Annotated in this window: 29 protein-coding genes and 1 pseudogene; 17 read left to right on the forward strand and 13 right to left on the reverse strand. The window is 37.5% G+C overall.

The genetic code is table 11. From position 1 onward, the window contains the following. Positions 1 to 6: 6 nt before the first annotated feature. Positions 7 to 516, reverse strand: a complete 510-nt coding sequence (locus ETP70_RS11830; RefSeq protein WP_151901372.1) for a (2Fe-2S) ferredoxin domain-containing protein — start codon at positions 514 to 516, stop codon at positions 7 to 9. Further along, positions 506 to 1,219 (reverse strand): precorrin-8X methylmutase, encoded by a 714-nt coding sequence (locus tag ETP70_RS11835; protein WP_151901373.1) that lies wholly within the window; start codon positions 1,217 to 1,219, stop codon positions 506 to 508. Before ETP70_RS11835 ends, ETP70_RS11830 begins: the two co-directional genes overlap by 11 nt. Positions 1,220 to 1,269: 50 nt before the next feature. Here ETP70_RS11835 and bluB point away from each other — a divergent pair, with 50 nt between their 5' ends. After that, positions 1,270 to 1,896 (forward strand): 5,6-dimethylbenzimidazole synthase, encoded by a 627-nt coding sequence (gene bluB, locus ETP70_RS11840; RefSeq protein ID WP_151901374.1) that lies wholly within the window; start codon positions 1,270 to 1,272, stop codon positions 1,894 to 1,896. Here the strand turns inward: bluB and ETP70_RS11845 are convergent. Continuing rightward, positions 1,880 to 3,136, reverse strand: a complete 1,257-nt coding sequence (locus ETP70_RS11845; RefSeq protein ID WP_151901375.1) for a cobyrinic acid a,c-diamide synthase CobB — start codon at positions 3,134 to 3,136, stop codon at positions 1,880 to 1,882. The two genes, bluB and ETP70_RS11845, sit on opposite strands and share 17 nt — an antisense overlap. A gap of 41 nt (positions 3,137 to 3,177) precedes the next feature. Here ETP70_RS11845 and ETP70_RS11850 point away from each other — a divergent pair, with 41 nt between their 5' ends. Further along, positions 3,178 to 4,014 (forward strand): sirohydrochlorin cobaltochelatase, encoded by an 837-nt coding sequence (locus ETP70_RS11850; protein WP_151901376.1) that lies wholly within the window; start codon positions 3,178 to 3,180, stop codon positions 4,012 to 4,014. A gap of 14 nt (positions 4,015 to 4,028) precedes the next feature. Here ETP70_RS11850 and ETP70_RS11855 read toward each other — a convergent pair whose 3' ends face one another. After that, positions 4,029 to 4,706: an energy-coupling factor ABC transporter permease gene (locus ETP70_RS11855; RefSeq protein ID WP_151901377.1), complete on the reverse strand. Its 678-nt coding sequence runs from the start codon at positions 4,704 to 4,706 to the stop codon at positions 4,029 to 4,031. A 62-nt stretch (positions 4,707 to 4,768) separates the two neighbouring features. On the opposite strand from ETP70_RS11855, the gene ETP70_RS11860 reads away from it, so the two are divergent. Further along, the gene (locus ETP70_RS11860) at positions 4,769 to 5,194 is read left to right on the forward strand and encodes a hypothetical protein (RefSeq protein ID WP_151901378.1); all 426 of its coding nucleotides are present in this window, start codon (positions 4,769 to 4,771) and stop codon (positions 5,192 to 5,194) included. Continuing rightward, a complete protein-coding gene (locus ETP70_RS11865) occupies positions 5,195 to 5,995 on the forward strand; it encodes a phosphotransferase (protein ID WP_151901379.1) in 801 nt (266 codons plus the stop codon). 71 nt (positions 5,996 to 6,066) lie between these two features. On the opposite strand, the gene ETP70_RS11870 is transcribed toward ETP70_RS11865, so the two are convergent. The 7 genes and pseudogenes from ETP70_RS11870 to ETP70_RS11900 all read right to left on the reverse strand — a co-directional run bounded on the left by ETP70_RS11870 (position 6,067) and on the right by ETP70_RS11900 (position 10,308). Further along, positions 6,067 to 6,309, reverse strand: coding sequence for a DUF2442 domain-containing protein (locus ETP70_RS11870; protein WP_151901380.1), 243 nt, complete (start codon positions 6,307 to 6,309; stop codon positions 6,067 to 6,069). 120 nt (positions 6,310 to 6,429) lie between these two features. Then, positions 6,430 to 6,570, reverse strand: a pseudogene (locus ETP70_RS12480) (DUF4160 domain-containing protein); the annotation flags it as partial. Between the two features lie 77 nt (positions 6,571 to 6,647). Then, on the reverse strand, positions 6,648 to 6,974 hold the full coding sequence (locus tag ETP70_RS11880) for a Rap1a/Tai family immunity protein (protein WP_151901381.1): 327 nt from the start codon (positions 6,972 to 6,974) through the stop codon (positions 6,648 to 6,650). An 84-nt stretch (positions 6,975 to 7,058) separates the two neighbouring features. Further along, entirely contained in the window at positions 7,059 to 8,054 is a 996-nt protein-coding gene (locus tag ETP70_RS11885; RefSeq protein ID WP_151901382.1) for a 5'-nucleotidase, read from the reverse strand. A gap of 252 nt (positions 8,055 to 8,306) precedes the next feature. Beyond that, positions 8,307 to 8,990, reverse strand: a complete 684-nt coding sequence (locus ETP70_RS11890) for a hypothetical protein (protein WP_151901383.1) — start codon at positions 8,988 to 8,990, stop codon at positions 8,307 to 8,309. 12 nt (positions 8,991 to 9,002) lie between these two features. After that, the gene (locus ETP70_RS11895) at positions 9,003 to 9,230 is read right to left on the reverse strand and encodes an HTH-like domain-containing protein (RefSeq protein WP_223176105.1); all 228 of its coding nucleotides are present in this window, start codon (positions 9,228 to 9,230) and stop codon (positions 9,003 to 9,005) included. 82 nt (positions 9,231 to 9,312) lie between these two features. Then, on the reverse strand, positions 9,313 to 10,308 hold the full coding sequence (locus tag ETP70_RS11900) for a PDDEXK family nuclease (RefSeq protein ID WP_151901384.1): 996 nt from the start codon (positions 10,306 to 10,308) through the stop codon (positions 9,313 to 9,315). A gap of 339 nt (positions 10,309 to 10,647) precedes the next feature. Between ETP70_RS11900 and ETP70_RS11905 the strand changes: the two genes are divergently transcribed. From ETP70_RS11905 to ETP70_RS11955, 11 genes are all read left to right on the forward strand, one after another. Beyond that, on the forward strand, positions 10,648 to 11,658 hold the full coding sequence (locus ETP70_RS11905; RefSeq protein ID WP_151901385.1) for an aminotransferase class I/II-fold pyridoxal phosphate-dependent enzyme: 1,011 nt from the start codon (positions 10,648 to 10,650) through the stop codon (positions 11,656 to 11,658). Continuing rightward, positions 11,655 to 12,086 carry a thioredoxin family protein gene (locus tag ETP70_RS11910; protein ID WP_188109997.1) on the forward strand — a complete coding sequence of 144 codons (432 nt, stop codon included), beginning with the start codon at positions 11,655 to 11,657 and terminating at the stop codon, positions 12,084 to 12,086. Before ETP70_RS11905 ends, ETP70_RS11910 begins: the two co-directional genes overlap by 4 nt. Before the next feature lie 3 nt (positions 12,087 to 12,089). Continuing rightward, positions 12,090 to 13,481: a cobyric acid synthase gene (locus ETP70_RS11915; RefSeq protein WP_151901387.1), complete on the forward strand. Its 1,392-nt coding sequence runs from the start codon at positions 12,090 to 12,092 to the stop codon at positions 13,479 to 13,481. Further along, the gene (gene cbiB / locus ETP70_RS11920; protein WP_230973276.1) at positions 13,471 to 14,316 is read left to right on the forward strand and encodes an adenosylcobinamide-phosphate synthase CbiB; all 846 of its coding nucleotides are present in this window, start codon (positions 13,471 to 13,473) and stop codon (positions 14,314 to 14,316) included. Before ETP70_RS11915 ends, cbiB begins: the two co-directional genes overlap by 11 nt. Before the next feature lie 39 nt (positions 14,317 to 14,355). Next, positions 14,356 to 15,231 (forward strand): AraC family transcriptional regulator, encoded by an 876-nt coding sequence (locus ETP70_RS11925; RefSeq protein ID WP_151901388.1) that lies wholly within the window; start codon positions 14,356 to 14,358, stop codon positions 15,229 to 15,231. A 256-nt stretch (positions 15,232 to 15,487) separates the two neighbouring features. Beyond that, the gene (locus tag ETP70_RS11930; RefSeq protein ID WP_151901389.1) at positions 15,488 to 16,945 is read left to right on the forward strand and encodes an NADP-dependent isocitrate dehydrogenase; all 1,458 of its coding nucleotides are present in this window, start codon (positions 15,488 to 15,490) and stop codon (positions 16,943 to 16,945) included. 136 nt (positions 16,946 to 17,081) lie between these two features. After that, positions 17,082 to 18,059 (forward strand): sodium-dependent bicarbonate transport family permease, encoded by a 978-nt coding sequence (locus ETP70_RS11935; RefSeq protein ID WP_151901390.1) that lies wholly within the window; start codon positions 17,082 to 17,084, stop codon positions 18,057 to 18,059. Between the two features lie 3 nt (positions 18,060 to 18,062). Beyond that, positions 18,063 to 18,341, forward strand: a complete 279-nt coding sequence (locus ETP70_RS11940; protein ID WP_151901391.1) for a P-II family nitrogen regulator — start codon at positions 18,063 to 18,065, stop codon at positions 18,339 to 18,341. Positions 18,342 to 18,371: 30 nt separating this feature from the next. Continuing rightward, complete coding sequence (locus ETP70_RS11945) at positions 18,372 to 19,214, forward strand: metallophosphoesterase (protein ID WP_151901392.1); 843 nt, start codon at positions 18,372 to 18,374, stop codon at positions 19,212 to 19,214. Between the two features lie 60 nt (positions 19,215 to 19,274). Continuing rightward, positions 19,275 to 19,988 carry a carbonic anhydrase gene (locus ETP70_RS11950; protein WP_151901393.1) on the forward strand — a complete coding sequence of 238 codons (714 nt, stop codon included), beginning with the start codon at positions 19,275 to 19,277 and terminating at the stop codon, positions 19,986 to 19,988. 58 nt (positions 19,989 to 20,046) lie between these two features. After that, positions 20,047 to 20,256: a hypothetical protein gene (locus tag ETP70_RS11955; protein ID WP_151901394.1), complete on the forward strand. Its 210-nt coding sequence runs from the start codon at positions 20,047 to 20,049 to the stop codon at positions 20,254 to 20,256. Positions 20,257 to 20,310: 54 nt separating this feature from the next. Here the strand turns inward: ETP70_RS11955 and traT are convergent, their stop codons facing one another. After that, positions 20,311 to 20,403, reverse strand: coding sequence for a complement resistance protein TraT (gene traT, locus ETP70_RS12485; RefSeq protein WP_223176106.1), 93 nt, complete (start codon positions 20,401 to 20,403; stop codon positions 20,311 to 20,313). Between the two features lie 67 nt (positions 20,404 to 20,470). Between traT and ETP70_RS11965 the strand changes: the two genes are divergently transcribed. Further along, positions 20,471 to 21,526, forward strand: a complete 1,056-nt coding sequence (locus ETP70_RS11965) for a nicotinate-nucleotide--dimethylbenzimidazole phosphoribosyltransferase family protein (RefSeq protein WP_151901395.1) — start codon at positions 20,471 to 20,473, stop codon at positions 21,524 to 21,526. A 58-nt stretch (positions 21,527 to 21,584) separates the two neighbouring features. Next, entirely contained in the window at positions 21,585 to 23,174 is a 1,590-nt protein-coding gene (locus tag ETP70_RS11970) for a methyl-accepting chemotaxis protein (protein ID WP_151901396.1), read from the forward strand. A gap of 12 nt (positions 23,175 to 23,186) precedes the next feature. Here ETP70_RS11970 and ETP70_RS11975 read toward each other — a convergent pair whose 3' ends face one another. Then, positions 23,187 to 25,982, reverse strand: a complete 2,796-nt coding sequence (locus ETP70_RS11975) for an SUV3 domain-containing protein (protein WP_151901397.1) — start codon at positions 25,980 to 25,982, stop codon at positions 23,187 to 23,189. Positions 25,983 to 26,095 lie beyond the last annotated feature (113 nt).

Below are 26,095 nucleotides of genomic sequence, written 5' to 3' on the forward strand. Positions count from 1 at the left end.
GCGAATTTAGTTATAAACCTTCATAGGAATAAAATACTTCTCATCCAACATCTCTAAAAGAATTTTATCTTCACTTAAAAGCTTAAAAAGTTCTCGCCACTGCTTGTCTGTAAAATTATGTGTGTGCCGTAACCAAAGTGCGTTGTTTTTTGCATTACCATTTGCCTGCGTATTTTCTGTTACTTGACAAACTTGGCGAAATCTACATGCTCCATAACAGCCTGTACGGCTTATCTTTATACGATTTTCTCCCTTATTAAGCCCCATCTCCTTTAGAATCTCACGCAAATGTGTTGCCCTGTCATCTTTGCCCGCTTTACCACATCGCTCGTCATCGCACAAAAGGAGCAGTGTTTTATAGTGCATAATTGGGCGATTTTTATCATAGTTTTTTGGTTTACATGTATAGCCTTCAACCACTTCACTGCCCATTTCATTCAGACGCACTTCACCTTTTTTTACTGGGTTACTACCGTATTTTGAACTTGAATGTGAATTTATCAGACTACTTGCCATTATATTTTCCTTGCCCTGTGTCAAAGTCTTTTATAAGCTTATAGGCTGCATGCAGTGATGCGACAACCATCGTTGATGCACCGTATCTGCCTTGTAGAATAATGCCCTCAGCACCAAAATGCTCTATAAATTTTTTTCCATACTCTTTAGATTCGACCACATTGACAAAACCAACAGGAAAAAGTAAAAACATGACATTTTCAAGATTTACTTTATTTTTTATCAATGTATTTACCGCTGCATAAATAAACGTCGGAGCATTTCCACAGGCTAAAACCATAGGCTCGTTTTGAAACTTTTGTATTGCAAGTTCTACTGCTGCATAAGAACGGGTTGTAGCATTTTTTTCTGCCATTTCAAAAGCTTCGGGTTCATTGACATAACAGATAACTTCGTTCTCATACTTATTTAAATAAAACTGGCTCAATCCTGATCGAATCATATTGGTATCAACAATGAGTTTTGCTTTGTTTTGCAACAGATCTTTGAGTTTAAGCATCGCGTTTTTGCTAAAGTAAATATTGTCTATAACCTCATTAAAACAGGTTGTTGTATGAATCAGTCTTGCAACAAGTGCTTTTTCATTTTCATCAAATTCATGGTATTTCGGATAAGAAACAATTTCATCTTCTATCATTTCAAAAGATTTTTCGCTAATATCTGCACCGATATTTATAGGGGGTTCTTCCAGAATAAAGTCCATACATTCTCTTCTTTTTTTTTAATAAGGATTATAACACAGTATAATTACGTATGAACTTTACAAAAGACGATGCTGACAAACTCTTAAATATTATAAAAGCTAGACGAGATGTCCGAGGAAACAGATTTATAAACAAAGCAGTAGAAAAAGAAAAGCTCAATATGATCTTAGAAGCAGCTATTTCGGCACCTTCTGTGGGTTACTCGCAGCCTTGGAAATTTATAGTCATCAGCGACAAAAACATAAAACAAAGACTTATAGAAAATTTTGACCATGAAAACACAAAGGCGAAAAAAATCTTCAAAGACAACCCTCTTTATAAAAAATTAAAATTAGAGGGCATAAAAGAAGCCCCTCTGAACATTGCTGTACTCTATGAACCAAAACAAGGTAATATTTTGGGAATGACCAGCATGGAAAAAATGGGTGAATATAGTGTTGTCTGTGCCGTTCAAAATATGTGGCTTATGGCAAGAGCCTTAAACATTGGCATAGGTTGGGTGAGCATACTCGATGAGAAAAAAGTGCTCAATACTTTACATGTAAAACAAGGCTCACGCCTTATAGCCTACCTTTGTGTAGGCTATGTAGATGAATTTTATCAAGAGAGTGAGCTTAAAACTTTAGGCTGGGAACGTGAAAAACTTTTAGATAAATGCGTCACATACAAAAATTAATACGCCACATTGTATGTAAATAGGTAGCAAAAATATTGTCTTGTCTATAGCCTCCCTCTTTTGCACTTTTTTTTGAAACTTTATAGAGCTTTATATCTGTTTTTGGTGCATCAATAATTTTAGAATAGTGAAAAGCATGTCCTTTGATGACCTCTCCATCAAACTCACATTTGTAGTAACCCAAACGCTCACGTTTCTTTGTGAGTGTAAAGGTTATAGGTAATATTTTACTCATCTTTTTTTCATCACAAGTCTCACCAAGATAAATAAACCCGGCACATTCTGCATAAACTTTTTTAGTTTTGACGTGCTCTTTCAAAGAGTTTTTAAAATTATGTGAATCTTTTATTTTTGCATAATGGCTATCTGTCTCCACATAGCCACCCGGTAATATCACAAGATCTGCATCATCTGGAATTGCTTCATCTTTTGTACTGCTTATAAATTGCACTTCTTTGTAAAGTTCTTTTAAAAACTCTATATTGTCATGATACACAAAAGAAAAGTTTTCATCTTTCACAAGTACACATTTTTCATCTCTTTTTATTACTTTCTCAAAGGGGTATACACTAACATTTTCTAAAACAGTTTTCATAACAGATTCTAACTGCTCTATATCAATATGTTCCAATACCTCTTTTGAAATTTTTTCTACCATATAAGAATCTAGTTCTTTTAAATCAAGCCCCAAGTGCGTTGCATTTAAAGTTTGTAATCCCTTTTGTATCCAACCACAGACTACAATCCCTTCACACTCTGCTTCTATATGCTTTTTTACGAGTTCATAGTGCATGGCAGAAGAAATTTTGTTGAGCACTACTGCTTTTATCGTATTGTCTTTTCTAAAGAAGAGCAAACCTTTTAAAACTGCAGCAACAGTTATGTAACTGCCGCCTGCATCCAGAATTAAAAGAGAAGGAATATTGAGAGTTTTTGCCACATCATAAGCACTTGCACCCTTGTCCATTCCGTCATAGTAACCCATAACACCTTCCAAAATGGCAACATCTTTGTCAAAATACTTTGTTAACATCCATTGCAGCTGCACTTGATTCATCATGTATCCATCAAGGTTAACAGATGGAATACCGGCTATACGTTCGTGAAACTGCGGATCAATAAAATCCGGCCCACACTTAAAAGGGCGTACATTCTTCTTATAATGATACAAGAGAGCCATGGTAAGAAGTGTTTTTCCTTGATTGGATGCGATTGCAGAGATTAATAATGCTTTTTTCAACTTTTTATCCTATAATTTGCAAAAAATTAGATTGGTGTATTATGAAACGATATAGACATTATAACAAAGGCACGGCAATAATTCTCTCCTGTTTTGGTTCGGTGATAGAGCAGGAAAAATATTTGGAGTTTGAAAAATTTATACAAGACTCCTTTACAGAGATTCCTGTTTTTACTGCATTTTCTTCAAAAATGGTCATTAAAGAGTTGGCAAAAAAAGGCGAAGTATATAAAAATCTTCCTCAGGTGATGGCAGATGTTGATATGGAGGGTTATAAGCGTTATATCATAGTAAGTGTAAATATTTTCCCGACAGATGAACATGAAGTCCTTATGAGAATGGTTAAAGGATTTCGGGAGTTTTCTTTAGCAAATATTAGATATACGAACCCTCTATTACAAAAAACAAAAGAGACATCACTTTATCTTAAAGCACTTGATGAACGTATACGACAGAAAAAAGAAGACATTATTAACCTTTATATCATCCATGGTGTTCCTGTTTTAAATATCGGTGGACTTGAAGCTGTCAGTTACGCAGCAAACTTTTTAAGAATGCTCAATGAAAGAAATCTCACCTGTTCCTTAGAGGGAGAGTTTCCATTTTATGCTGTAAAAGATGCCATCAAACGCGACATACTCAAACTCACGCAAGGTGATAAAGAGCGAAAAGTTCAAATTGTTCCTATGCTTCTGGTCAGTGGGAATCACTACGACAAAGATATGAAAGAGATATGTGAAGAAGTGAGCGAGTATGCAGATGCAAGTATTGTTCAGCCAATCACACAAGATGAAAAGTTCAACCTCATAGAGCAAGAAGAAGTTCGAGAAATATTTAGAAAAAATATTGAGATAGAGCTCAAGAAATTAGGATTATAAAATCCTGATTTCTTTTACGCATGACAAAGTTTTTTGTCAAATAAAAATGCACATTCATTTGTTTTGTCGTAAGCTTTTACGGCAGTTAAAACTGCAATGTCTACCAAAGGTTCTATAATAATCACAGACATGTACGCCGCACCGAAAGTAGCAATGTTTTGTAAATTTTCAACTTCAAATCCTTGCCCATAAAGTGCCCAAAAAGCAACCCATGAAACAATACTCCCCTCCCAGACAACAGAAAGTTTTAAGAGTTGTGTATAGCTTATATCTTTATATGCCACACCTTCCGGTATCACTTTTTTTGCTGCTATATTTAAAACAAACATACTTGCAAGAAGCGTTGTTACATTGATGCCATACTGAGGCAAATCAAACTGAGCAAAGAAAAGTCCCTGAATTAAAAGTCCCAAAGCCAAACCAATTGCGGCAGGAGCAATGCCAAATACTAAAAATATGGTTGTTCCTAAAATAAGATGCACTTCACTTACACCTATTGGGTAGTGTGGTAAAACTTCAAAACAACAAAATACTATAATCGTTGCTATTATACTTTTAAATACTAAAGACAAAGCACCATTTTCCTTGATATTGTCATACGCTGTTTTTGCTGTAGCTCCAAGCACTGCTGTTGCAGTTCCATAGCTCAAAAACATTTTAGCGCCTTCAACTACGCCTGCTTCTATATGCATTTTTGCATCCTTTAATTTGTTTATTCCAAATTATACTATAATTTCAAAAAAAGGAACTTTAGTTGGCTTACATTGACTGGGTACAAAACCATGCAAAAAAACATAAAAAGATTGTAGATAAACTTTTAGCACAAAACTTCAAAAAACAGCAGATCATCGACTACTTTGATTTTGAAAACATGAAAGAAAAAGAGAGTGACTTTTGTCCGCTTTATGCCAAAAATAAAAAATGCCATGATATGGAGAATCTCAACTGCTATCTTTGTTCCTGTCCGAATTTTCGTTTTAATGACGAAGGCATTCAAAAAGTAAAAGAAAAAACACAGTACAGTTTTTGTGATATTGATTCAAAAGACGGCAGACAGGGTGTCTACGGAGATAAAATACATCAAGACTGTTCCGGATGCAGTGTACCGCATCACAGAGCCTATGTCGAGAAACATTTTGACCTGGACTGGGCAAAGATTATGAAAGTCTGCCAGGTTTAAATGGGTGTCAAAACAGAATTAACGCTTGAACAACTATGTCGGATTTTTCCCGACTATGGTTTTAAGCAAATTATCCCCACAACAAACGGCATAATGGATACAACCTACATTGTAAAAAACAGCAAAAACAGCTATATTTTAAAAAAATATGAAAGAGAGACGGGCAAAAAGGTGCAAACAGAACAGGCACTTTTAAAGCATCTCTTTACATGTAAACTCAATACACCGCAGTTTTTGGAAGAAAAAAATGGCTGGTATCTCTACTCAAAACTCCAGGGCAGTATGCCAAAAAACATACAACTCTTCCATATTCGCGCACTCGCAAGATTTTTGGCACAATTTCATACTGTGAGTAAAGATTTTACGGATGCTTCTCCTTTTTTAAACGCATACAATATCAACAGTATGCTGGATTTTGTAAAGAAAAATCATTTTTATTATTATAAAAAGCTCTGCTCACTGCAAAATTTACGCCAAAAGAACGAAGGTTTCATCCATGGAGACATTTTCAAAGACAATACCCTTTTTCACAAAAACAACATAGCCGTATTTGATTTTATAGACGGCGGTTTGGGAGAGTTTGCCTTTGACGCGAGCGTAGCCCTGCTCTCTTTCAATCCAAAAAACAGGCAACTCTACACAAAAATGTTCTTGGCGACATACAACCAAAAAAGAAATAAAAAAATCACCACAGCAAAGCTACAAAAACAGCGCAACATAGCAGCAAACTTCTATGCCCTTCTGCGAATAAACCATGACAAAAAAACAAAACGTGCCAAAGAAATGTATAGTGCCTTCTAAAAGCTAAGACAACAAGTCAATCAGTAGTAAAGTATGAAAGATATTCAAACATAGGGAGTGTAATTTATTGGCTACTCTGTTTTGTTGTATGACTTTTCATATAAAAGTTCTGGGTCTAAATCTAACTGGTTATCCCACTCAATACTATCAAAGCATACTTTTACACTTTTAAACAAATTTTCATCTTTTAGTTCTTGGAACTTCCCTGTGTTAAGATAGGGTTTTACATCAAATATTTTCTCTTCTTGATTTTCAAATTTTAACAATAAAAGATAATTATTTAAAGGTTTTACCTCTTTGACTGATAAATACATGCTATCCTCCTATTTTAAAGGGTCAATTTTAAATGGCAGTTCACCATTTTGAGCTAAAGTCCAATCTGCCATTAACTCTTCTTTTCGGATTTCAACCCATGCCAAAACAATTTTCAACTTGTTTTTTGGTAGTTTTCCTTACGTAACTTCACACTTTTGAATATCTATAACAGCTTTATCATCTTGATAATATACATGAATATGTGGAGGGTTATGCTCTCTTGGAGCACAATACATTCTAATAATGATTCCATAAAACATTGATATTGTTGGTATAAAACACCCTTTATACTTGTTTTTATTGTATATTATCTAATCTCTCTTTAATATTTACTAATTCATTTTTTCTTTTTGCATGGAAAGGCTTGTCCTAAAGAAGAGAAAATCATCCAATTGCCATTATTCCATTCTTCCGGATTGTTTTTTATATATTTTCTTACAATTGCACATAGCTGATTATTGCTAATATCTTTCGGAATACAAAATTGCTTACCATCTAAAGATGCTGAAACACCACTTATAGTTCCCATGTAAAATCCAAGAGCTAAACTATTGTAATTTTTATTACCATTTTCAATTTGTTCCCATGCTTTTGATCCATCAACAAGTAAATTTCCTGCTTGTAAATGACCAGCAACAAGTATAACTAAAATTATATTTTTCATATTTTTATCCTCACACAACGGTCGAATATAGCCGATAAATTTCCGTTAGGTAATTTATTGGCTACTATGTTTTGTTGTACATGTTTATGTAGTCTGTTTGAATACAATGTTTTTAGAAATTTTTGTTTTACTATTTAATACAGAATCACTAGTATAAGGGACTTTTCCTGATGGAATATAATGTGAAGTTTCATCTAATTGTGTATCTTGATCATCAAAAAATATATGAGCTTTAAACGCTCTTAATATTTTCGATTTGTCAAGTCCTCCAAGAAAAAATATTTCATCAACATAAACACCCCATGCACGAAGTGTTTTAATTACTCTCATTTCAGCAGGAGCATTACGAGCTGTAACAATCGCAATACGAACAGGAGAATATTCGACACTAAATGGTAATCTATCTTGTAATCTTGCAAGTTTTCTTAGTAAACTAGCATAAGGACCTTCTATCATTGGTTCATTCTGTTTTGAATCTTCATTTTTATAAAATTCTTCAATACCTTTAGCTTTAAAAACTATTTCACTACTTTCATCAAAGATTACAGCATCACCATCAAATGCTATTCTAACTTGTCCTTCAGGTATTTTTTCTATATCTGTAGGTGGTTCTTTTACTAATGCAACAGCACAAGTATTTGAATCTCGTACTCTTTGAGCATCTTTAATATCTGTTGTTAAAAATAAATCTACATCAAAAGCTTCAAGATAATCTGTTACAGATTCTCCACCTGTAAAAGCATGTCGTGTAATGCCTAGTTTTTTACTTCTTATATTGTTAAAAACTTGAATACCAGTTTCTGGACTATTTCGAGACATAACTACAACTTCAATAAGTAAATTTTTATCAGTATTTTTTTTATATTTATTTAGTTGAAGAAGTGCTTTAATTAGTGGCATACCTGTTCCATCTTGTAAATCTTGGTCTTCTCTTGTAAGCATAAATTGACGGTATTCAGATATTGCAGTATCTTTATCTTCTTTATACTTTTTTCTAAAAACAGCATCAGCTTCACTTAAATCAAAAAGAGCAGTAGCAGTAACTCCAATAACTAAAGTATCTGATAAATTTAATCCCATATTTTTTCCTTTTCTCTTTGTACAACGGGGGCGCGGGTGAATGACGGCGACATCTGAAAATTTATTTTCTGATGTTGTTGCTCATTCCTCCCGCTTGTTATCTGGCGCTGTGCGACAGATGACTAGCGGGTGTTCAACCCGCGCCCCCGTTATCCGGTCACACAGTGAGCGGATAACGGTTGAAGATAGCCGATAAATTTCCGCTAGGTAATTTATTGGATACTCTGTTTTGTTATCTTTTTAAACCATTCTTTATTCTATGGGTTTTAACTCGTTTTTAGCATCAATTTTAAACTTGTTGAAGGTTGTTTTATCAATATCTAAACTATTTTCCATTATGTCAAATGCTTTTTCTAATTTATCTTCAGAAAAATATTTTAATGCTAAACTATTGTATTCATCTATAAATTCAGAGTACAGTTCTTTTGATTTTTTTATAAATGCAATTTTATACTCTTCAGTATTTTCACCTTTTGATTCATGTCCTGTGAAGGGGTCTAAAATTTTTGATTTCCATACTATATTCCAAGGTGCTGTAAATAAAAAAGGATTTTTAGTTTTTCCAAATATATGTGTAACTTGATAATTACTGATTTTTTTCTTTTTTTCATTATCTTTTTTTATTGTTTTAGAAAATCCAGTTATCTTTTGTAATAATTGTGTAGGTTTAGTATTATTAGTTGAATCTTTTTTAATATTGTTATTATTTAATATAATTTTGAATAATTCTTGATATAAATATGTCCCTTTTGCATCTCTTCCATATCCTCTAATAAATACTTCATTATTGTTTTGAATAGAGTTAATTAAGCTTTTCCATTCTACTTTAATTTCATCTGGTTTTGGATAAATTGTATCTAGTTCAACGCCAAATTCTATAATATCTTGAAAATCTATTTTAAAATGTTGAAAAAATGTTTGATATGCTTCTCTCATTAATACCCTTGACTATTTGATTTGAACATATTTAGCTAGTTTAATACCTTTGCTAATCTCTGCTTGATATGAAGGGCCTTTATCAATGCCCGATATTTCAATAATTTCTTTATTTGAAGCATTACAGTTTTTTAACTCTTCTGAATATTGAATTCCAAAAAGTCTTATCATTGTTGGCCCATCATCTAAATTATTTTCATACATTCTTTTTAATGCTGATGCTAAATCTTGTTTTGTCATTTTGAGGTTCCTTGTGTAAGATAACGTTTGTCGTGAGCGATAATTTTCCCGTTAGGGTAAATTATTGCGTTCCTCGTACTTGTTAACTTTCGTCAATCTGATATCCTAGCTTTCGCATGTCGTTAACAAAGTCTTCTATGTTTCCAACTCCCCATTGATTTGAAATAGCATATTCTTCATTTCCAATTGTTACAGGCTCTCCATCTTTCAAGAAGTGTCTTGGTTGTCCATGTTTATTCGCTTTCTCAATTGCATCTTGTAGAGGTGCAAATAGTCTTTGATTTGAAAAGTTTTTTCTAAAGTCTTCAATATCATTTGGCGTATTGTCTTCAAAATATTTTTTCATTACAGCAAGGACTAACTTTCTTTTATTGTAAATTTCACCTTGAAATTTATAGTTTGTATAGTCCTTATCTGTCTGTCTTGCTTCTCGTCTTTGTGAAACTTGTTGCTTAATTTGAATTTGATAGTTTTCAGCTTCAGGCAAAGGGATTATCTGTTGTACATCAATTAAAACTTTTTCATTAAGTTTATAGGGAACAAGCCTTATACATTTGATATCAATATTTCTTTCATTTAACCACATCACAGATGTTGTAATTTCTTTTGAAAAATTTGAAGAAACTAAAATTATTTTTACATCTAATGCAAAATCATCAGCTTGGTTTTCATCCCATTCTAAAAATTTTAAAAGATTGTTTTCTGCATCTTCTGATATGTTTGATTTATCTAAATATTTTTGATAAATTTTTACAGTTCTTGAAAATGTCAATGTTGAAACCATTGAAGCATATCTAATTGCTTGAAGTTCCATATGTTCACCAGTTTCATCTCTTTTTAATTCAATAACAACTAAATTAGCTTCTTTATCAATAGCTAATAAATCTATTCTCCTTTTGCTTCCATCCCATTCGGAAAATTCTTCTGAAATAACAAGACAATCAGGAGCAATAATATCAATTTGTTTTTTCAATGCATCTTGAAGATTCGTTCTTTCAAGTATATTTTCAACTTGAAAGCTCGTTCTATCAATTTTTTCTAAATTATTATTTATAGTATCGAAATCGAATATTGCCATGTAAGTTCCTTTTAGTAAGTTAACGGGGGCGCGGGTGAATGACGGCGACATCTGAAAATTTATTTTCTGATGTTGTTGCTCATTCCTCCCGCTTGTTATCTGGCGCTGTGCGACAGATGACTAGCGGGTGTTCAACCCGCGCCCCCGTTATCCGGTCACGCAGTGAGCGGATAACTATTTATTAACGCACATTATAGGTAGAACAACCTTAAATCACACAATTAACTGTCAATATAAATGTGTGTTATTTGTTAATTTTCGTACATAACACACAAAATGTCGCTTAAAGTTTTTCTTTCAAACCAAGTAAAGTTAGTAAACTTTTGGTAAAATCCGCGTATGAAACACGGTGCCAATATATATAAATATGCAAAACAACTCGGATGCAGCAGTGATGAGATTATAGACTTTTCATCAAACATCAATCTTTATCAACCCCAGAGTGCTTTACATGTAACCAATAGTACCATTGCAAAATATGCCCAAAGCAATTACACAACACTCAAAACGGCCATTGCACACAATTATGATTTGAAAAAATCACAAATTTCTTTGTATAACGGAGCGACTGCCGCTGTTTATGCTTTGTTTGAGGCATTGAAACAAAAAAAAGTCACTTTGTATGCACCTCTGTACGGCGAATATGAAAAAGCGGCCCTCCAAAGCAAAAAAGATGTTTACAAAATCAACCGAATTGAAAATATCGACGCAACCGTTGCAAAAAAGTCCATTGTTGTTTTTGTCAACCCCTCTACGCCCGAAGGGAGTTTTTACGAACTTGCAACACTTTTTGCTTACTGGAAAAAGCAAAAATGTACCGTTATTTTGGACGAAAGCTTTTTGGAGTTTGAGAGTCATCCCTCTTTGCGGCAGATGATTCAAAACTATAAAAAACTCTATATCGTTCAGTCATTTTCCAAATTTTACAGCTGTGCAGGGGTGCGAATCGGTGCTGTTTTTTCAAACAAAAAAAATATCACAAAATTGCATCCGCCGCTTTGGAATATCTCTTCACTCGATGCGGCATTTTTGCAAAAACGTCTTGGCGATAAAACTTTTAGAGAAAAAAGCCGCCAACTGCATACGATACAAAAACAGGAACTGCTTGATATTCTAAAAAAATGCGGACTTTTTGAACAGATTGTCCAAAGTGATGCAAACTTCATTCTGACACAATCATCACAGGCGGAAGAAATTTTTTCTCATCTGCTCAGACAGAAGATACTCGTCAGAACCTGCGGCAGTTTTGATTATCTTACAGACAGATGGCTTCGCTTTGCCGTAAAAGACAAACAATCACATACAGCGCTGCAAAATGCACTTACAACTTACCCAGGAGAAAACCAATGAAAATTATACTTAGCCTGCTACTCGTAGCCTTTAGCCTTTTCGCTCGCGCTGATTTGGACGAATACGCCCAGAAAATGGGCTTTCAACGCGATTATTACGCAGCCCTTGCCAAAGCAAAAAAAGAGCAGCGTCCCCTGATGCTTGTCGTGACCAAAGCAGAATGTCCCTGGTGCGACCGTCTCGAAGACCGCACTTTTACCAATCCGACAGTGCATAAACGCTTAAACAAAGAAGTGGTTGTTGTGCTTGTATATAAGAATTTTGATGAGGGAGAATACCCTGCCGAAAAATTTCCAGCACCCTTTAGCCCCCGTATCTTTTTCGTTGACCCTGCTACGCAAAAAACACTGCTTATTGTTAACGGCTATGTCAAAGCAGACAGCTTTCTTCAAGAACTCGATACACTGCAAATGCTGTGGCGCAAATAAGCTATGCACTCTCTGAGCATATTCGGCACCAGCAGTGATGCGGGCAAATCAACACTTGCCTTTGCCCTGACCTATCTTTTACATCACAGAGGTTTACATGTAGCCCCTTTCAAAGCACAGAATGTCTCGAACAATTCGCTTGTTACCGACATTGACAACGGTGAAATAGCCATTCCTCAGGCCTTTGCTGCCGAATCTATCGGGCTCAAAACTACCCCTCTTTTTAATCCCATACTCTTAAAATCAGGCGGAGCGAGCAGAGCCCACATGATTATCAACGGTAAAAGTGTCGGCGATACGGATGTCTGGAGCTATTACAAAGACATAAACCGGCTCAAACCCATCGTCAAAAAAGCATTTGCTTCTTTGCAAAAAGAGTATGACTGTATCATTGCCGAGGGGGCGGGCAGTCCGGTTGAGCTCAATCTGATGAGCAAAGACCTCTCAAACATCTATGTAGCCCAGGAATTTCAAACAAAGATAGTACTTGTCGCAGACATTCAAAGAGGCGGTGTTTTTGCCTCCATTTACGGAGTTTACAATCTTTTGCCGAAAAAACTGCGTAAAAATGTCATCGGTGTAATTGTCAATAAATTTCAGGGTGACATGTCTTTGTTTGATGAGGGGGTCCAAATCATTGAGAAAGATTTTGGCATCAAAGTTTTAGGTGTCGTTCCTTTTAAACCCTTTAATCTCGGCTTTGAAGACTCTGCTTCACTGATGGGCTACACACAGGACACTTCCAAATCCATCATAAAAGTCGGTGTTGTCAAACTTCCGCACATCAGTAACTTTACTGATTTTGAGCCTCTTGTTGCGGATGCGGAAATTGAGCTGAACTTTATTGAGAGTGTGAATGAAGCAAAACATTATGATCTGCTCATCATTCCCGGAAGCAAGCGGGTTGTCGATGATTTGCTTTGGCTGAAAAAACGCGGTTTTGAAACTCTCTTAGATGACAAACAGAGACACGTCATAGCGATCTGTGGAGGTTATGAGATGCTGTTTGAGCAAATTCTTGACCCCGAGCATATAGAATCAGAAAAAGAAGTGACACAGGGATTTGGACGTTTTAAAGGAGATGTTGTTTTTCAAAAAGAAAAAATTGTACAAAAAGGCTGTTATAACCTCCAAGGCGTTATGGTAAAAGGATATGAGATTCACAACGCTGTCGCCAAAAAACGTGCCAAAAAAAAGAAAAACCTCTACGGCACCTTTGTTCACGGGCTTTTTGAAAGCGATGCCTTTCGCTATAAAGTTTTTCACAGACTCAACAAAAAGTACAAAGGTTATAATTTTAAAGCATTTAAAAAAGAGACCATTGCCGACTTTGCCGAGCATATCGCTTTACATGTAAACATAGACGCTATCCACAAGGCACTGGATGATACATAATATTTTCATCGCACTCTTTGCCTACCTCATCGACAGAAAATTCGGGGAGTTCTCCTTCATAAAACATCCTGTAATCGTTATAGGAGAGATTATCACTTTTTTTGAGGAAAAATTTTACAAGGACTCTGTAACACGCGGCTGTTTGTTAGTTCTGTTTGTGCTGGGAACTATGAGTTTTTTCACTGTTTCACTCTACCTCTATCTGCAGCTTTTCAACACCTTTGTAAACATTCTCATCAGCTCCTTTATTGCCTCCATGTTTATCGCCCATAAGATGCTGCGAGACTCTGTACGGAATGTCTTACATGTAAAGAACAAAAAAGAAGCTATTGCCATGCTGGTATCACGCGACACGCAGGAGATGAGTGAAAGTGATGTCTATAAGGCAGCGATTGAGACCTATGCCGAAAATCTGAGTGACGGCGTTGTCGCCCCGCTCTTTTATCTGCTGCTGTTTAATCTGCCGGGCATTGTCATTTACAAAGCCGTTAACACAATGGACTCTATGGTCGGCTACAGAAATGAGAAATATGAAAAATTCGGCAAATGTGCGGCAAAACTTGACGATATTGCGAACTTCATTCCCTCAAGGCTGACGGCACTGCTTATTATGCTTCTTGCAAAACAAAAAAACATTTTTGCTTTTTATGCAGACGGAAAAAAGCACGAGAGCCCCAATGCAGGACATCCCATCACTGCCATGGCACTGGCTTTACATGTAAAGCTTGGCGGAGACACATCTTACTTTGGCAAACTCAAGAAAAAAGCGCATTTTGGCGAAGGCAAAACAAAAATAGAAAAAGCAGATGTGCAAAATGCTTTGAAACTTCTCTAAAGCAAATCATTCACAGTAATTTTTGCTATAATTTACATCATGAAGCGAGAAACACTCAATAAAAAAACACAGATATCAAATGATATACTCTTCTATATATATACACATATTGATACCGACATCAATATGGATGAGCTGGCCCAGCAGTTTAACATCAGCAAAGTCTATATGCACAAGATCTACAAAGAGGTTTTCGGAAGAAATATTTATGAAAGCATCAAATCTATCAGGTTGCAAAAAGCCTCTTCTTTGCTGCTGACAAACAAATATTCCACTATCACCCAGATAGCCGCTTTGTGCGGATACAGCTCACAGACCTCTTTCATTCGTGTTTTTAAAGAGAGATTTTCCATGACTCCTACGGCATGGAAAAAAGGCGGACACAAAGAGTACTCCCAAACTATTCTTGCAGAATCAAAAAAAGCAATCGCCTCCAATGCAAACTATAATAACATTGAAGCAACTATAGTCAATATGCCGCAAATCGAAGTTTACTATATGCGACACAACGGCTACAATGACCAAATCAAACAAACCTGGCAGAAAGTGCAGACATGGACCTACAGCAACAATATCAAAGACTACGAGCATATTGCCCTTTTTCATGACAACCCTACGGTCACACACCTTGAAGAGTGCCAGTATGTCGCCTGCATAAAAGTCAATGATAAAAGCAAAATTGATTATGAAAGACTGCCAAAACTCAACATTGCAAAAGGTGTCTATGCCAAATTTGACATTACCGGTGCCGATGGAGATTTTTTACACTTTTTATACTGGGTTTACACAGAATGGCTTCCAAACAGCGAATACGAAACAACGACCCAACCACCCTACGCAATCTACAAAAAGAACAAATATCTCTCTGATGACAATCATTTTGATTTAAGCTTTTACCTCTCAATCAAGTTTTAACACAAACCCTTTAAAACAGGCATATTCAGAATGGTCAGTTTTTCAAAAGTAAAAATTCTGAATAAAAATTGAAGATATTTAGAATAATATTTGTGTATAAACAGATTAAAAATAGATAATTTTAACAATAAAACCTGTAAAGACTTAATCTTTTATTTTTATTAAAATACCGGCATGTTTTCAAATGTAGGTGGAAATCATTATCAAAATGATGATTTCTCAAATATTATGAAGGATTTTATTAAGGAGAATTAAAATGGCAAAAAGAACTATTACAGTAGCACGCGGAGACGGAATCGGTCCTGAGATTATGGATGCAAGTATCAGAGTACTTGATGCTGCCGGCGCAGATGTAGAGTGGGAACACATTGATGTTGGAGAGAAAGTATACCTTGCAGGAAATACTTCAGGAATTACTGATGAAGCATGGGAGTCTATCAAAAAGAACAAAGTGCTTTTCAAGGCACCTATTACAACACCTCAGGGAGGCGGATACAAAAGTTTAAATGTAACTATCCGTAAAACACTTGGTTTGTATGCGAATGTTCGTCCGGCTATCTCTTATGATCCGTTTATACCTTCAAGATACCCGGGTATGAATGTTGTCACTATTCGTGAGAATGAAGAAGATTTATATGCAGGGATAGAGCACCAGCAAACACCGGAAGTAACACAGTGTCTTAAAATCATTACAAGACCGGGTTGTGAAAAAATATGCCAGTACGCATTTGAATATGCCAAAGCATACGGCAGAAAAAGAATTACATGTATGATCAAAGACAACATCATGAAAATAACAGATGGTCTTTTTGTAAAAGTATTCTACGAAACTGCCAAAAAATACCCTGAAATTCAGGCGGATGACTGGATTATAGACATCGGTATGGCAAAACTTGTTGATGCGCCTGAAGATTTCGACATGGTGTTAATGCCTAACCTTTACGGAGATGTTGCAACAGATATACTTGGACTTATGACTGGTTCTGTCGGGATTGCACCGGGTGCGAATGTTGGTGCCGATATAGCAATGTATGAAGCAATTCACGGTTCTGCACCGCGTCATGCCGGAAAGAACAAAGCAAATCCGTCAGGTCTTTTACTCTCTGGTGTGATGATGATGGTACAGGTAGGACAGCCTGAAGTAGCTGAAAAAGTACACAATGCCTGGTTGAAAACAATAGAAGACGGTATTGTGACATATGACCTTGCCAGAAAACTCAAAGCACAGGGCAAAGAACATACAGAAGTCGGAACAAAAGAGTTCGCTGATGCTGTCATTGAAAGACTGGGACAGGAGCCATCAACACTTGCTCCTGTAAGATATGACAAAGCGATTCAGATCAAAAAACCTGTTCTGTCAAATGTAAGAAACGAAAAAATGGATCTTATCGGTGTGGATATCTTTACAAGAGATGACTGTGATGCAAATACTATCGGTGACAAACTGGTTGAGCTGGCAAAAGATACAGGTATGGCACTCAAAATGATCTCTAACCGTGGTCAGAAGGTCTACCCGAACGGTCACCCGGAAACTTTCCTGACAGACCACTGGAGATGCAGATACTATGCTAAAAACCAAGGGGATATCATAAGCAACAGTGATATTACAGATATGATGAACAGAATTGATGCAGCAGGCATAGAGGTTATCAAAACTGAAAACCTTTATATGCTTAACGGTGAACGCGCATACTCTTTAGGACAAGGCGAATAAAAACCATACCTTTATCCCTCCTTTTTTAGGGGAAAAGGAGGGAAATACCACATAAAGATAAAGGTTTGTTTCGCTACACTACAGATAAAAATCTGAATCGAATTAATACCGCCTTTATGCAATAGGAGTTTAAAAAATGAATATCGATATAATTTTACAAAATATGTTAAATCCGCCTGTTTTATTCTTTTTTTTAGGAATGCTGGCCATTTTCTTAAAATCTGATTTAACTATTCCGCAGCCATTACCTAAACTGTTTTCTCTTTATTTGCTTATAGCAATTGGTTTGCACGGCGGACATGAACTTTCCCAAAGCGGACTCAGCACATACATCTTTAAAGCACTGCTTATTGCAGTAGTTATGTCCATGCTTGTTCCTGTATACAGCTTTTTTATCTTAAGAATGAAAATAGATGTTTACAATGCCATTGCCATTGCGGCGACTTTTGGGTCTATCAGTGCTGTTACTTTTATTACGGGGATTACCTATCTTGACACCATAGGTGTTGCACATGGCGGATTTATGGTTGCTTCTATGGCGCTTATGGAGTCTCCGGCTATTGTTATAGGTCTGGTCTTTGCAGCACTCTTTGCCAAAAGTCCTGACGCAGAAGATGAAAATACAAGTATAAAAGAAATTTTGCGGGAAGCTTTTTTAAACCCTTCTGTATTTTTGCTTATAGGCGCGCTTGCCATCGGGATATTGACAGGAGACAAAGGATGGCACTCTATGGAGCCGCTTTTTGGAACGCTCTTTAAAGGGATGCTTGCATTTTTCCTTCTTGACATGGGTCTTGTTGCAGCAAGAAAAATTCATGAACTGAAAAAAGTGGGTCTGTTTTTGATAGGATTTGCACTCATCATGCCGATGGTCAACGCCTCTGTAGCTGTAGCGGTAGCCTATTTCTTCGGAATTGAAAAAGGGGATGCTTTTCTTTTGGCACTGCTCAGTGCGAGTGCCTCTTACATCGCTGTTCCGGCAGCAATGAGACTCTCTGTACCTGAAGCAAATCCGGGAATATATCTTCCGCTCAGTCTGGCAGTTACCTTCCCATTCAATATTTCATTAGGTATACCGTTGTATTATTATATGATAACAACATTTTGGGGGTAAAAGATGAAAAAAATCGAAGTCATCATTGAGTCTGTTTACATAAAGAGACTCTTGAAAGTTTTTAAAAAGCACAAAGTAGACGGATATACTGTCATCAAAGATGTAGAAGGCTACGGGGGTCACGGTTTTCAGACAGCAGATGATGTCTCGGATGTACTGAGCAATATCCTGGTCTTCAGTGTTTGTAAAAAAGAACTGCTGGAGAACATGCAAAAAGATCTTAAAAAGTTTTTGGAGACATACGGGGGAAAATGTATTGTCAGTGATGCTACATTACTGTAGAGAGTATTTAAACAAAGAAAGGGAAAAACAATGTCACAAATATCACGAAGAAACTTTTTAAAGAGTGCAGTAGTCGCCGGTGCCATGCCTTTAATGGCCGGCACCCAGACAGATTCGAAAAAAACACTGAAGTTTATACATGTAACCGATTCGCATATGGATTTGAGCGACAGTGACAGTGTCGAAGCGATGCAGCTGATGGCTGACTTTATCAACACAAACTACAAAGATTTGGATTTTGTTCTCTTTGGCGGTGACAACTTTAACAACAATGCGCCGCAAGACAGTGATGCTTTGAAGTTCAAAGAGATTGCCGATACGCTTCACTGCCCATACTACACGGTAAGAGGAAACAAAGAATCTTTTCCAAGCGGCGACAAACAGATTAATCTTGAAGCATTTAAAAACATGTTCTGCAGTGCAAAAGAGTTACATGTAGAGGGGAAAGACTGGCTGCTGCAAACAAAAGGCTACAATATTTTAGGGCTTGACAGCTGTATAGAAAACCACAACAACGGAGTCTATACAGAAGAGACAATCGCTTTTGCCCAAAAAATTCTCGACCAAAACAAACCGACGGTAATACTCAACCACCATCCCTATACAAACTACTGGGGCGGCACAGAAGAAAAAGATATTCATAAATATGTCCTGAACAACACACAAGAGGTACAAAAAAAACTTTTTAAATATCCAAACCTGATTTTGACGCTTTCAGGACACAAACATATAGACTCTGTCAAAGAGATTCAGGGGACAAGGGTTATTGTCACACGCGGATTTGTCCGTCCGCTTGACTTGGATATGTACCCGATGCGTTATGTTGAACTGAGCGGAAACACAATCAATGAAAAACTTATATATACAGCCTGATTTAGTCTCTATTAAGTAAGCTACCCTTATAATTAATATATAAATTAAAAAAGGCAGCTTATGACAAAATTCTCTACAATCGCTTTGACACTCATGGCGAGTTCAACAATTGCATTTGCAGGTGTTGAAGCACATTGGGACTATGCAAAACATGGTCCTCAAGACTGGGGACACTTCAGCGAAACTTGCAAAAAAGGCAAAGAACAGTCCCCTATAAATATAGAAACAGAAAATACACAGCAGTTAGACGAGAGTTACACGATTGAACTTTCCGAAGATTACAAAGGTATTTCCACTGTTGTTGATAACGGGCACTCTCTAAAGGTTACCCCGGTAGATGCAGGCTATATCTCACTGCACGGCAAAGACTACAAACTAAAACAGTTTCATTTTCATGGCATGAGCGAGCATACAATTGACGGCAGAAGATACAATGCAGTCGCGCACTTTGTTCATATGGCAAAAGACGGTTCAGTGGCAGTTGTGGCAGTAATGTTTGAAGTCGGAGAAGAAAATCCTGCTTTAGAAAAGATTTTACATGCAAAACACAAAATAGCCATAAATCCTAATGATTTGCTGCCTGAAGATACGGATCACTACTATCACTACAAAGGTTCATTTACCACACCACCCTGTACAGAGGGCGTAGAGTGGTATATTTTCAAAGATACTGTCAATATTTCAAAATCACAACTGGATGCTTTAAGAAAATACTACAGAAACAACGAAAGACCGACACAGCCTCTTCACAAAAGAGTTGTCCAAACAAAATAAAACCTGCAGACATTTAGCCGAAATTAGCAAATTTTGCTAAATTTGGCTAAAATATTTTATGCAGATAACTATTAACGACTACAACTTACAAAACCTGGAAACATTTACACAGATCCTTAAAAAAGATGAAAGCACACTTATCAATGAAGCCTTGGAACTCTACTTTGAAGAACAGCAAAAAAAACTATTGGAGAAGAACCTTGCAGATGAAAATGCACTGACTAATCTTGATTATGACGAGTTCTGGGAGGGTGTGGATATTGACTAGAGAGTTTATAAAGGGGCAGAAAGAACAGTTTTTAAACTGCCCTTTCTAATTTTGTTAAAATACACCTGCGATTGAACGAGCAAGCGCTTTTTCAAGAACCGGACGTGCTTCGTCAAATTTTAAATTCATTTTGTTTGCAGTTTTCATTGTACTACAACCACTAAAAAAGAAAATATTTGTAATTTTTGTTACAATTAGAAAAAAGATTCTTATAATGCAGACATATAACATACTGACAAACGACTTAGACTCTCTTCCTGAGGGAAAAGCCGATTTTTTACTTGCCGCAAGTGTCACAAAGACATGTGAGATAGACAACATTACCCAGGCCGGGATTCCGGGGATGATTCCGCTTACCCCTACACTTGACGCCGAATATATAAGTCATGAAAAAGTTTTCTCTTTGGGCGAACTTGCCGAAACACCGACAGGTGTCCCTACCCCTGCACTTATTACCCGTGCAGTTCACAATCTGACACCTTTTAGCACTATAGAGATTTTGGATTTGGGTCTTGTTTCCCAGCCTAAAAACTGTATCACACACCATTTTGGCATCCGCCCCTCCGAGGCAATAGACAAAGGTGCCGGTATCAATGCAAAAGAGGTATTCGCAAAAGGGATGCAGTTTGGAAAGTCCTATGAGCTTAAAGGAAATTATCTTATTTTAGGAGAGAGTACACCCGCGGGAACAACCACAGCGACTGCTTCGGCTTTGGCACTCGGCTTTGACTGCGCCGATGATTTTTCCTCAAGTTTCCTACATGTACCCGATGATATTAAAACACAAACGATAAACAACGCCCTCTCTTTGCTTGACAATGATATGAGCAATTTTGAAAAGCTTGGCATCGTAAGTGACAATATGCTGCTTTTTTGTGCCGGATTTTTGCTTGAAGCCTCAAAAAGATTTCAAATCGTCTTAGCCGGCGGAACACAGATGGCAGCCTGTCTGTTAATCGCCGACAAACTCAGGGAAGATGTTTTGATGCGGGTAAAGCATGACAATATTACCCTTGCAACCACGCAGTGGGTCGCACAAGACAAAAATTCCGATATTGCCCATGTTTTAGAGCAGTTAAGCTATGCACCACATGCCGTTTACACTACATTCAGTTTTGCAAATACCCAGATACCCATACTCAAAAAGTATGACGAGGGCGAAGCAAAAGAGGGCGTAGGTGCTGGGGCTTCTCTTGCGTACGCCGTGCAAAGCAACATACAAAATCAGGAACTTTTGGAGCAGATTGAGTATTTAATCTATAGTATGTAATTCTGCAAAGGTTTTATTACGTTATAATACTTAAATTTTTTACTCTTAGGATTTTTTCATGTTTGCATCAGTAAAGTCAAAAGTCATTGTCTCCATTGTTGCCTTAAGTGTTCTCGGGCTTATCGGAATGTCTTATTATCTCTCCTTTACACTGCACAGCCTTTCAGATACTACCGCAAAAAAATCTTTGAAAATGCTCAGTCAGTCCATATTTCAGACGATGACAACAAGCATGATGATGGGAGACCCGGAAGTGGTTCAGACTGCTTTTGAGAGTGCAAAAGGCATTGACGGCATAGAGGACTTGAAAATTGCAAAGTCAAAAGCTGTTATGGAAGTTTATGCACCAGATGAAACATATACGGCCGACCCTCTTGTGCAAGATGTATTGCAGAACAAAGAGACAAAAATTATCGAAAAAAATGAAAACGGGCACCATATTATTCGCATGATTAAACCTATGATAGCCGAAAAAAGATGCCTGCAGTGCCACTATAATGCAGAAGTCGGTTATGCACTCGGTGCCATGGATTTGACGATATCACTGGATAAAAATGATGAAGATATTGCACAGACAAACACAACACTTGTCATCTCTTTGATTCTGGGCAGTATTGCATTTAGTATGGTTGCCCTGCTCTTTTTCAGCCGTGAAATTTTTACACCGCTGAACAACCTCAAAGAGAGAATTGCAGATCTTGTGCGCGGGAACAAAGATTTAACCAAACGTCTTGCCTACAAAAAAGGCAATGAATTCGGAGAGACAGCCAATGAAGTAAATCATTTTATAGAAATGATTCAATCTACAGTAAATGAGGTGAAATCACTCGGCGAACAAAATAATGAAATTGCTTCTGAAATAGAAATTTCCTCCCACGTCATACGAAAAGGCGTACAGCAGGAGAGAGAGATTGTTTCCAAAACAAGCAAAAAAACAGAAGATATCCAAACTATTTTAGATGAGACCATAGAGGCGGCCACTGTTACCCAGGAAACCATCCTCAATGCCGAAAAAGAACTCGAAGAGGCACACAGCTCTTTGGCAAAACTCAACAGTGAAGTAGAACATTTTGTAGAGAGTGAAAACGAACTCTCAAGCGAACTTTTAGTCCTTAAAAATGATGCCGACCAGGTCAAGGACGTCCTCAATGTCATCAAAGAGATAGCCGAGCAGACAAACCTTTTAGCTCTCAACGCTGCCATAGAAGCGGCACGCGCAGGAGAACACGGGCGAGGATTTGCCGTCGTTGCCGATGAAGTCAGAAAGCTTGCAGAACGGACACAAAAAAGTCTGGCGGAGATAGACATCAGCGTCAGTACCATTGTACAGGCTATCAATGACGTCAGTGACAAGATGACAATCAATGCACAAAACATTGAAGCCCTTGTCAATATATCTGATGATGTGGAACAAAAAATCACGACAACATCGCAAGCGATGCAAATCTCCACACAGATGGCAAACAAATCAAAAGAAGACAGTGAAAAAATGTCGCAGAATATTCAGGAGATCATCACCTACATAGAAAAAATCGAAACACTCTCAACAGCCAACGGCACCAGTGTTGTAAGCATTGAAAATGATTTGCAAAAACTCGTGCAGGTTGCCTCTTCTTTACAAAAAACTATCGACGAATTTAAAAGCTAAGGACAGAACTCTCTAACGCGGCAAACGCCGGTGCCCTCTTTTGTGCACATAGTTCTTTTTAAAACACGACTGGCAGATACTGTACTTGGAATTTACCGGCAAAACCGTGCCACAGAGCTTGCAGCTTTGACTCAGCTGTGTCTGCCTGAGTGTCTCTTCTATATATTTGTTCAAAACACCCCTGTAGGCTCTTGCCTTGTTTTCATCTACAAAGTAGTCATTAAAACGGTAACTCAGCCACAGATACAGCGAAATCTCTTTGACCATATCTTCAGCGCGCAACAGCTCTTCGGAGGTTTGTGCATACGAACCTGTCAGTTTTGGCGCATGATAATAAACCGGCTCTTTTTTCTCCAAAGCATTGATGTAGCGCTCATAGGCACTGATGATATAGGCTGATTTTAGCGTCAGCGGCGCGCAGGCAAGATGGTACTTGGTGGCAATATCCAGATCATAACTGTCAACAATGCGGGAAGCCTCCAGCATATCATCAAGCGAAGCCGCATAAAAAGGTCCGTCAAAGACCATATTTTTGATAAAAAAGCGCAAAATTTCTTCCAAAGAGTTTTCTTCCAAAATCGTACTGACAAGTTTTATATGTTCCAAATTTGCCATTACTTTAAAGGGCACTTTTATCTCTTTTGCCGGCTTGGTGAAATTTTTCTTGACTACATGTAAAGCATCCCCGTGCAGAGCCCCGACATAGCCCTTTTCATGCAAACCGTAACGCCCTGCCCTTCCTGCAATCTGCTGTACCTCCGAAGGAAAGAGACTGCGTTGGATTATCCCGTCAAATTTTTCGGCTTTTGAAAAAAGCACCGTTTTTATGGGCAGATTCATCCCCATCGCTATGGCATCGGTGGCAACAAGTACCTGCGTTTCGCCTTCTCGAAAACGTCTGGCTTCTTCCCGTCTGACCTCAGGAGAGAGATTGCCGTAGACAACACTCACTTCAAAATCTTTAGAAAAATTCTGCTTCAGCCGCAGAACATCTTTACGACTAAAAGCGATAATCGCCGTGCCTGCCTCCACATCTTTTGGATGTGTCGGTTTTTCCAAAAGTTCCAAAGGATTTTTCCTCTCAAACTCCCGTATCTCCAGCTCTTCACCCAGATACTCTGCCAAAGCGACAATCGCTTCTTTGACATTTGGCGAACCTGTCATAATGACCTCTTTTGCAGGCGCACCTATAATGGCATTTGCCCATGCCCAGCCGCGGTCACGGTCATCTATCATCTGCACTTCATCTATAACACAGACATCCACATCCACATCATAATTCATCATCTCGATTGTAGAACTGATATGTGTCGCTTCATCATCAAGGATCTGCTCCTCACCGGTAATGAGTGAGCTTTCAATGCCCTGTGCTTTGAGTGTTTCATAACCTTCGAGTGCCAGAAGCCGCAAAGGCGCCAGATAGTAGCCTGTATCTGCCTCTTTGAGATGCTCCATCGCCTCATAGGTTTTGCCGCTGTTTGTAGGACCGATGTGCAGTATAAGTTTTCTCTGCATACTGCGCGCAATGGGAAAGAGATTTTTAAAATCACGAATAGTCCGCGCAAGCAGTGCTTCACGCTGTTTTTTAATCAGTTCGTCATGGATAGAGTGTAAAAAACGCCGTGTTATTTTTCTGTGAATTTTAGGCGTTATGTTCAGGGTCTGAGGAAGCAGTTCGAAAAGATACTCATAGACTCTCGCATGCAGCTCTTCTTGGCTAAAATGCAAAAGCTGGGCATACTCTTCACACTCTTTTACCAAAGCATCAAGTGTGAGTAAAAATTCATCTTCGTGCTCTTTTTTGACTTCTGCCAAAATAGCATCAAAGTTAAACCTTTTCGCGTTCCATATCTCTTCCAAAAGTCCTTCAAGCTCTACATGTAACTCCAGTTTATAAGAGATTTTCTGCTCACTGTAGGGGAGGCAAAGCTGCTCATTGACACGAATAAGCACCTCTTCTTCATGCAGCTCCACTCCCTCGGCCTCTATTTTAGACTTGACAATTTTTTTTAAAAGTTTCTGTGATATCAGCGGATAGCTCACTTTTGATTTTGGAGGCGAAGCCCGCAGTGCATCTAAAATTTCTTTGGTACTCAAATAGGCATGCGGATATTTCAAATTGCTTAAAAAATTATTAATATTCTCCTGCTTTTGTTCCACAACCGAAACTTTGTCCTGCCCTATCTTTTGCACAATCGCATCAAAATCCGTTGTTTCAAGGTATTCATACGCATAGGGTTTTGTTTTGAGTGTCAAAATCTTGTGAAAATGCTGTTCGTAGAGTTCGTACTTCAGCGAGGCATTAAATTCAAAGCAGTCATCCAGATCAAAAAGTCCCTCAAGTTCACGTTCTAATCTCTCTTTTTTCATCTCAAAACGGATATGACGCAAAGATGATTCCATTTTTTCTATGGTTATTTTTTTGCTTCTTACATGTAAATAGGCTTCTCGCAGACGCACGGCCTCTTCCTGGCTTACATCAAGTTCTTCCAAAAGTGCGTTAATTTTGTCTTCTCTGTCAAAAACAACTTCTTTTTTTGGCTTCTCAGACTTGTACACCCGTCCGTCACTCTCAAAAAAGTTGAGTATATCATGGCGCATACCGCTGTCTGCCTCGCTCCAAATCATTCGGAGTGTTTTTACCATCAGCGTTTTGTTATGCTCTATATCATATATGCCCAGTGTTGCAAAAAGCTCACTGAGGGTTTTACCCTCCACCCGTTCAATCCCCACATCAAAGGGGTCATCATCAAAATATTTTCTAATTCTCTGGTTAATTTTACTGTTTTTTTTATTTTTTCTTGCCATAAAAGAGATTATAACACAAGTTTAGCAGCTTTATGGCTCAAAAGCCTGACAGCCCGCACTGAAGTATCGCTTCCAAAATAAATACACAACCTCCTAGGAATCGGTACTTCAGT

This window comes from Sulfurimonas hydrogeniphila, from assembly GCF_009068765.1.
Classification (GTDB): Bacteria; Campylobacterota; Campylobacteria; order Campylobacterales; family Sulfurimonadaceae; genus Sulfurimonas; species Sulfurimonas hydrogeniphila.

What these genes read in the sequence shown, in the direction of transcription:
- ETP70_RS11830 (WP_151901372.1), bottom strand. Translation starts at nt 516, where the DNA reads ATGGCAAGTAGTCTGATAAATTCACATTCAAGTTCAAAATACGGTAGT.
- ETP70_RS11835 (WP_151901373.1), bottom strand. Translation starts at nt 1,219, where the DNA reads ATGGACTTTATTCTGGAAGAACCCCCTATAAATATCGGTGCAGATATT.
- bluB (WP_151901374.1), top strand. Translation starts at nt 1,270, where the DNA reads ATGAACTTTACAAAAGACGATGCTGACAAACTCTTAAATATTATAAAA.
- ETP70_RS11850 (WP_151901376.1), top strand. Translation starts at nt 3,178, where the DNA reads ATGAAACGATATAGACATTATAACAAAGGCACGGCAATAATTCTCTCC.
- ETP70_RS11855 (WP_151901377.1), bottom strand. Translation starts at nt 4,706, where the DNA reads ATGCATATAGAAGCAGGCGTAGTTGAAGGCGCTAAAATGTTTTTGAGC.
- ETP70_RS11865 (WP_151901379.1), top strand. Translation starts at nt 5,195, where the DNA reads ATGGGTGTCAAAACAGAATTAACGCTTGAACAACTATGTCGGATTTTT.
- ETP70_RS11870 (WP_151901380.1), bottom strand. Translation starts at nt 6,309, where the DNA reads ATGTATTTATCAGTCAAAGAGGTAAAACCTTTAAATAATTATCTTTTA.
- ETP70_RS11880 (WP_151901381.1), bottom strand. Translation starts at nt 6,974, where the DNA reads ATGAAAAATATAATTTTAGTTATACTTGTTGCTGGTCATTTACAAGCA.
- ETP70_RS11885 (WP_151901382.1), bottom strand. Translation starts at nt 8,054, where the DNA reads ATGGGATTAAATTTATCAGATACTTTAGTTATTGGAGTTACTGCTACT.
- ETP70_RS11890 (WP_151901383.1), bottom strand. Translation starts at nt 8,990, where the DNA reads ATGAGAGAAGCATATCAAACATTTTTTCAACATTTTAAAATAGATTTT.
- ETP70_RS11895 (WP_223176105.1), bottom strand. Translation starts at nt 9,230, where the DNA reads ATGACAAAACAAGATTTAGCATCAGCATTAAAAAGAATGTATGAAAAT.
- ETP70_RS11900 (WP_151901384.1), bottom strand. Translation starts at nt 10,308, where the DNA reads ATGGCAATATTCGATTTCGATACTATAAATAATAATTTAGAAAAAATT.
- ETP70_RS11905 (WP_151901385.1), top strand. Translation starts at nt 10,648, where the DNA reads ATGAAACACGGTGCCAATATATATAAATATGCAAAACAACTCGGATGC.
- ETP70_RS11910 (WP_188109997.1), top strand. Translation starts at nt 11,655, where the DNA reads ATGAAAATTATACTTAGCCTGCTACTCGTAGCCTTTAGCCTTTTCGCT.
- ETP70_RS11915 (WP_151901387.1), top strand. Translation starts at nt 12,090, where the DNA reads ATGCACTCTCTGAGCATATTCGGCACCAGCAGTGATGCGGGCAAATCA.
- cbiB (WP_230973276.1), top strand. Translation starts at nt 13,471, where the DNA reads ATGATACATAATATTTTCATCGCACTCTTTGCCTACCTCATCGACAGA.
- ETP70_RS11925 (WP_151901388.1), top strand. Translation starts at nt 14,356, where the DNA reads ATGAAGCGAGAAACACTCAATAAAAAAACACAGATATCAAATGATATA.
- ETP70_RS11930 (WP_151901389.1), top strand. Translation starts at nt 15,488, where the DNA reads ATGGCAAAAAGAACTATTACAGTAGCACGCGGAGACGGAATCGGTCCT.
- ETP70_RS11935 (WP_151901390.1), top strand. Translation starts at nt 17,082, where the DNA reads ATGAATATCGATATAATTTTACAAAATATGTTAAATCCGCCTGTTTTA.
- ETP70_RS11940 (WP_151901391.1), top strand. Translation starts at nt 18,063, where the DNA reads ATGAAAAAAATCGAAGTCATCATTGAGTCTGTTTACATAAAGAGACTC.
- ETP70_RS11945 (WP_151901392.1), top strand. Translation starts at nt 18,372, where the DNA reads ATGTCACAAATATCACGAAGAAACTTTTTAAAGAGTGCAGTAGTCGCC.
- ETP70_RS11950 (WP_151901393.1), top strand. Translation starts at nt 19,275, where the DNA reads ATGACAAAATTCTCTACAATCGCTTTGACACTCATGGCGAGTTCAACA.
- ETP70_RS11955 (WP_151901394.1), top strand. Translation starts at nt 20,047, where the DNA reads ATGCAGATAACTATTAACGACTACAACTTACAAAACCTGGAAACATTT.
- traT (WP_223176106.1), bottom strand. Translation starts at nt 20,403, where the DNA reads ATGAAAACTGCAAACAAAATGAATTTAAAATTTGACGAAGCACGTCCG.
- ETP70_RS11965 (WP_151901395.1), top strand. Translation starts at nt 20,471, where the DNA reads ATGCAGACATATAACATACTGACAAACGACTTAGACTCTCTTCCTGAG.
- ETP70_RS11970 (WP_151901396.1), top strand. Translation starts at nt 21,585, where the DNA reads ATGTTTGCATCAGTAAAGTCAAAAGTCATTGTCTCCATTGTTGCCTTA.
- ETP70_RS11975 (WP_151901397.1), bottom strand. Translation starts at nt 25,982, where the DNA reads ATGGCAAGAAAAAATAAAAAAAACAGTAAAATTAACCAGAGAATTAGA.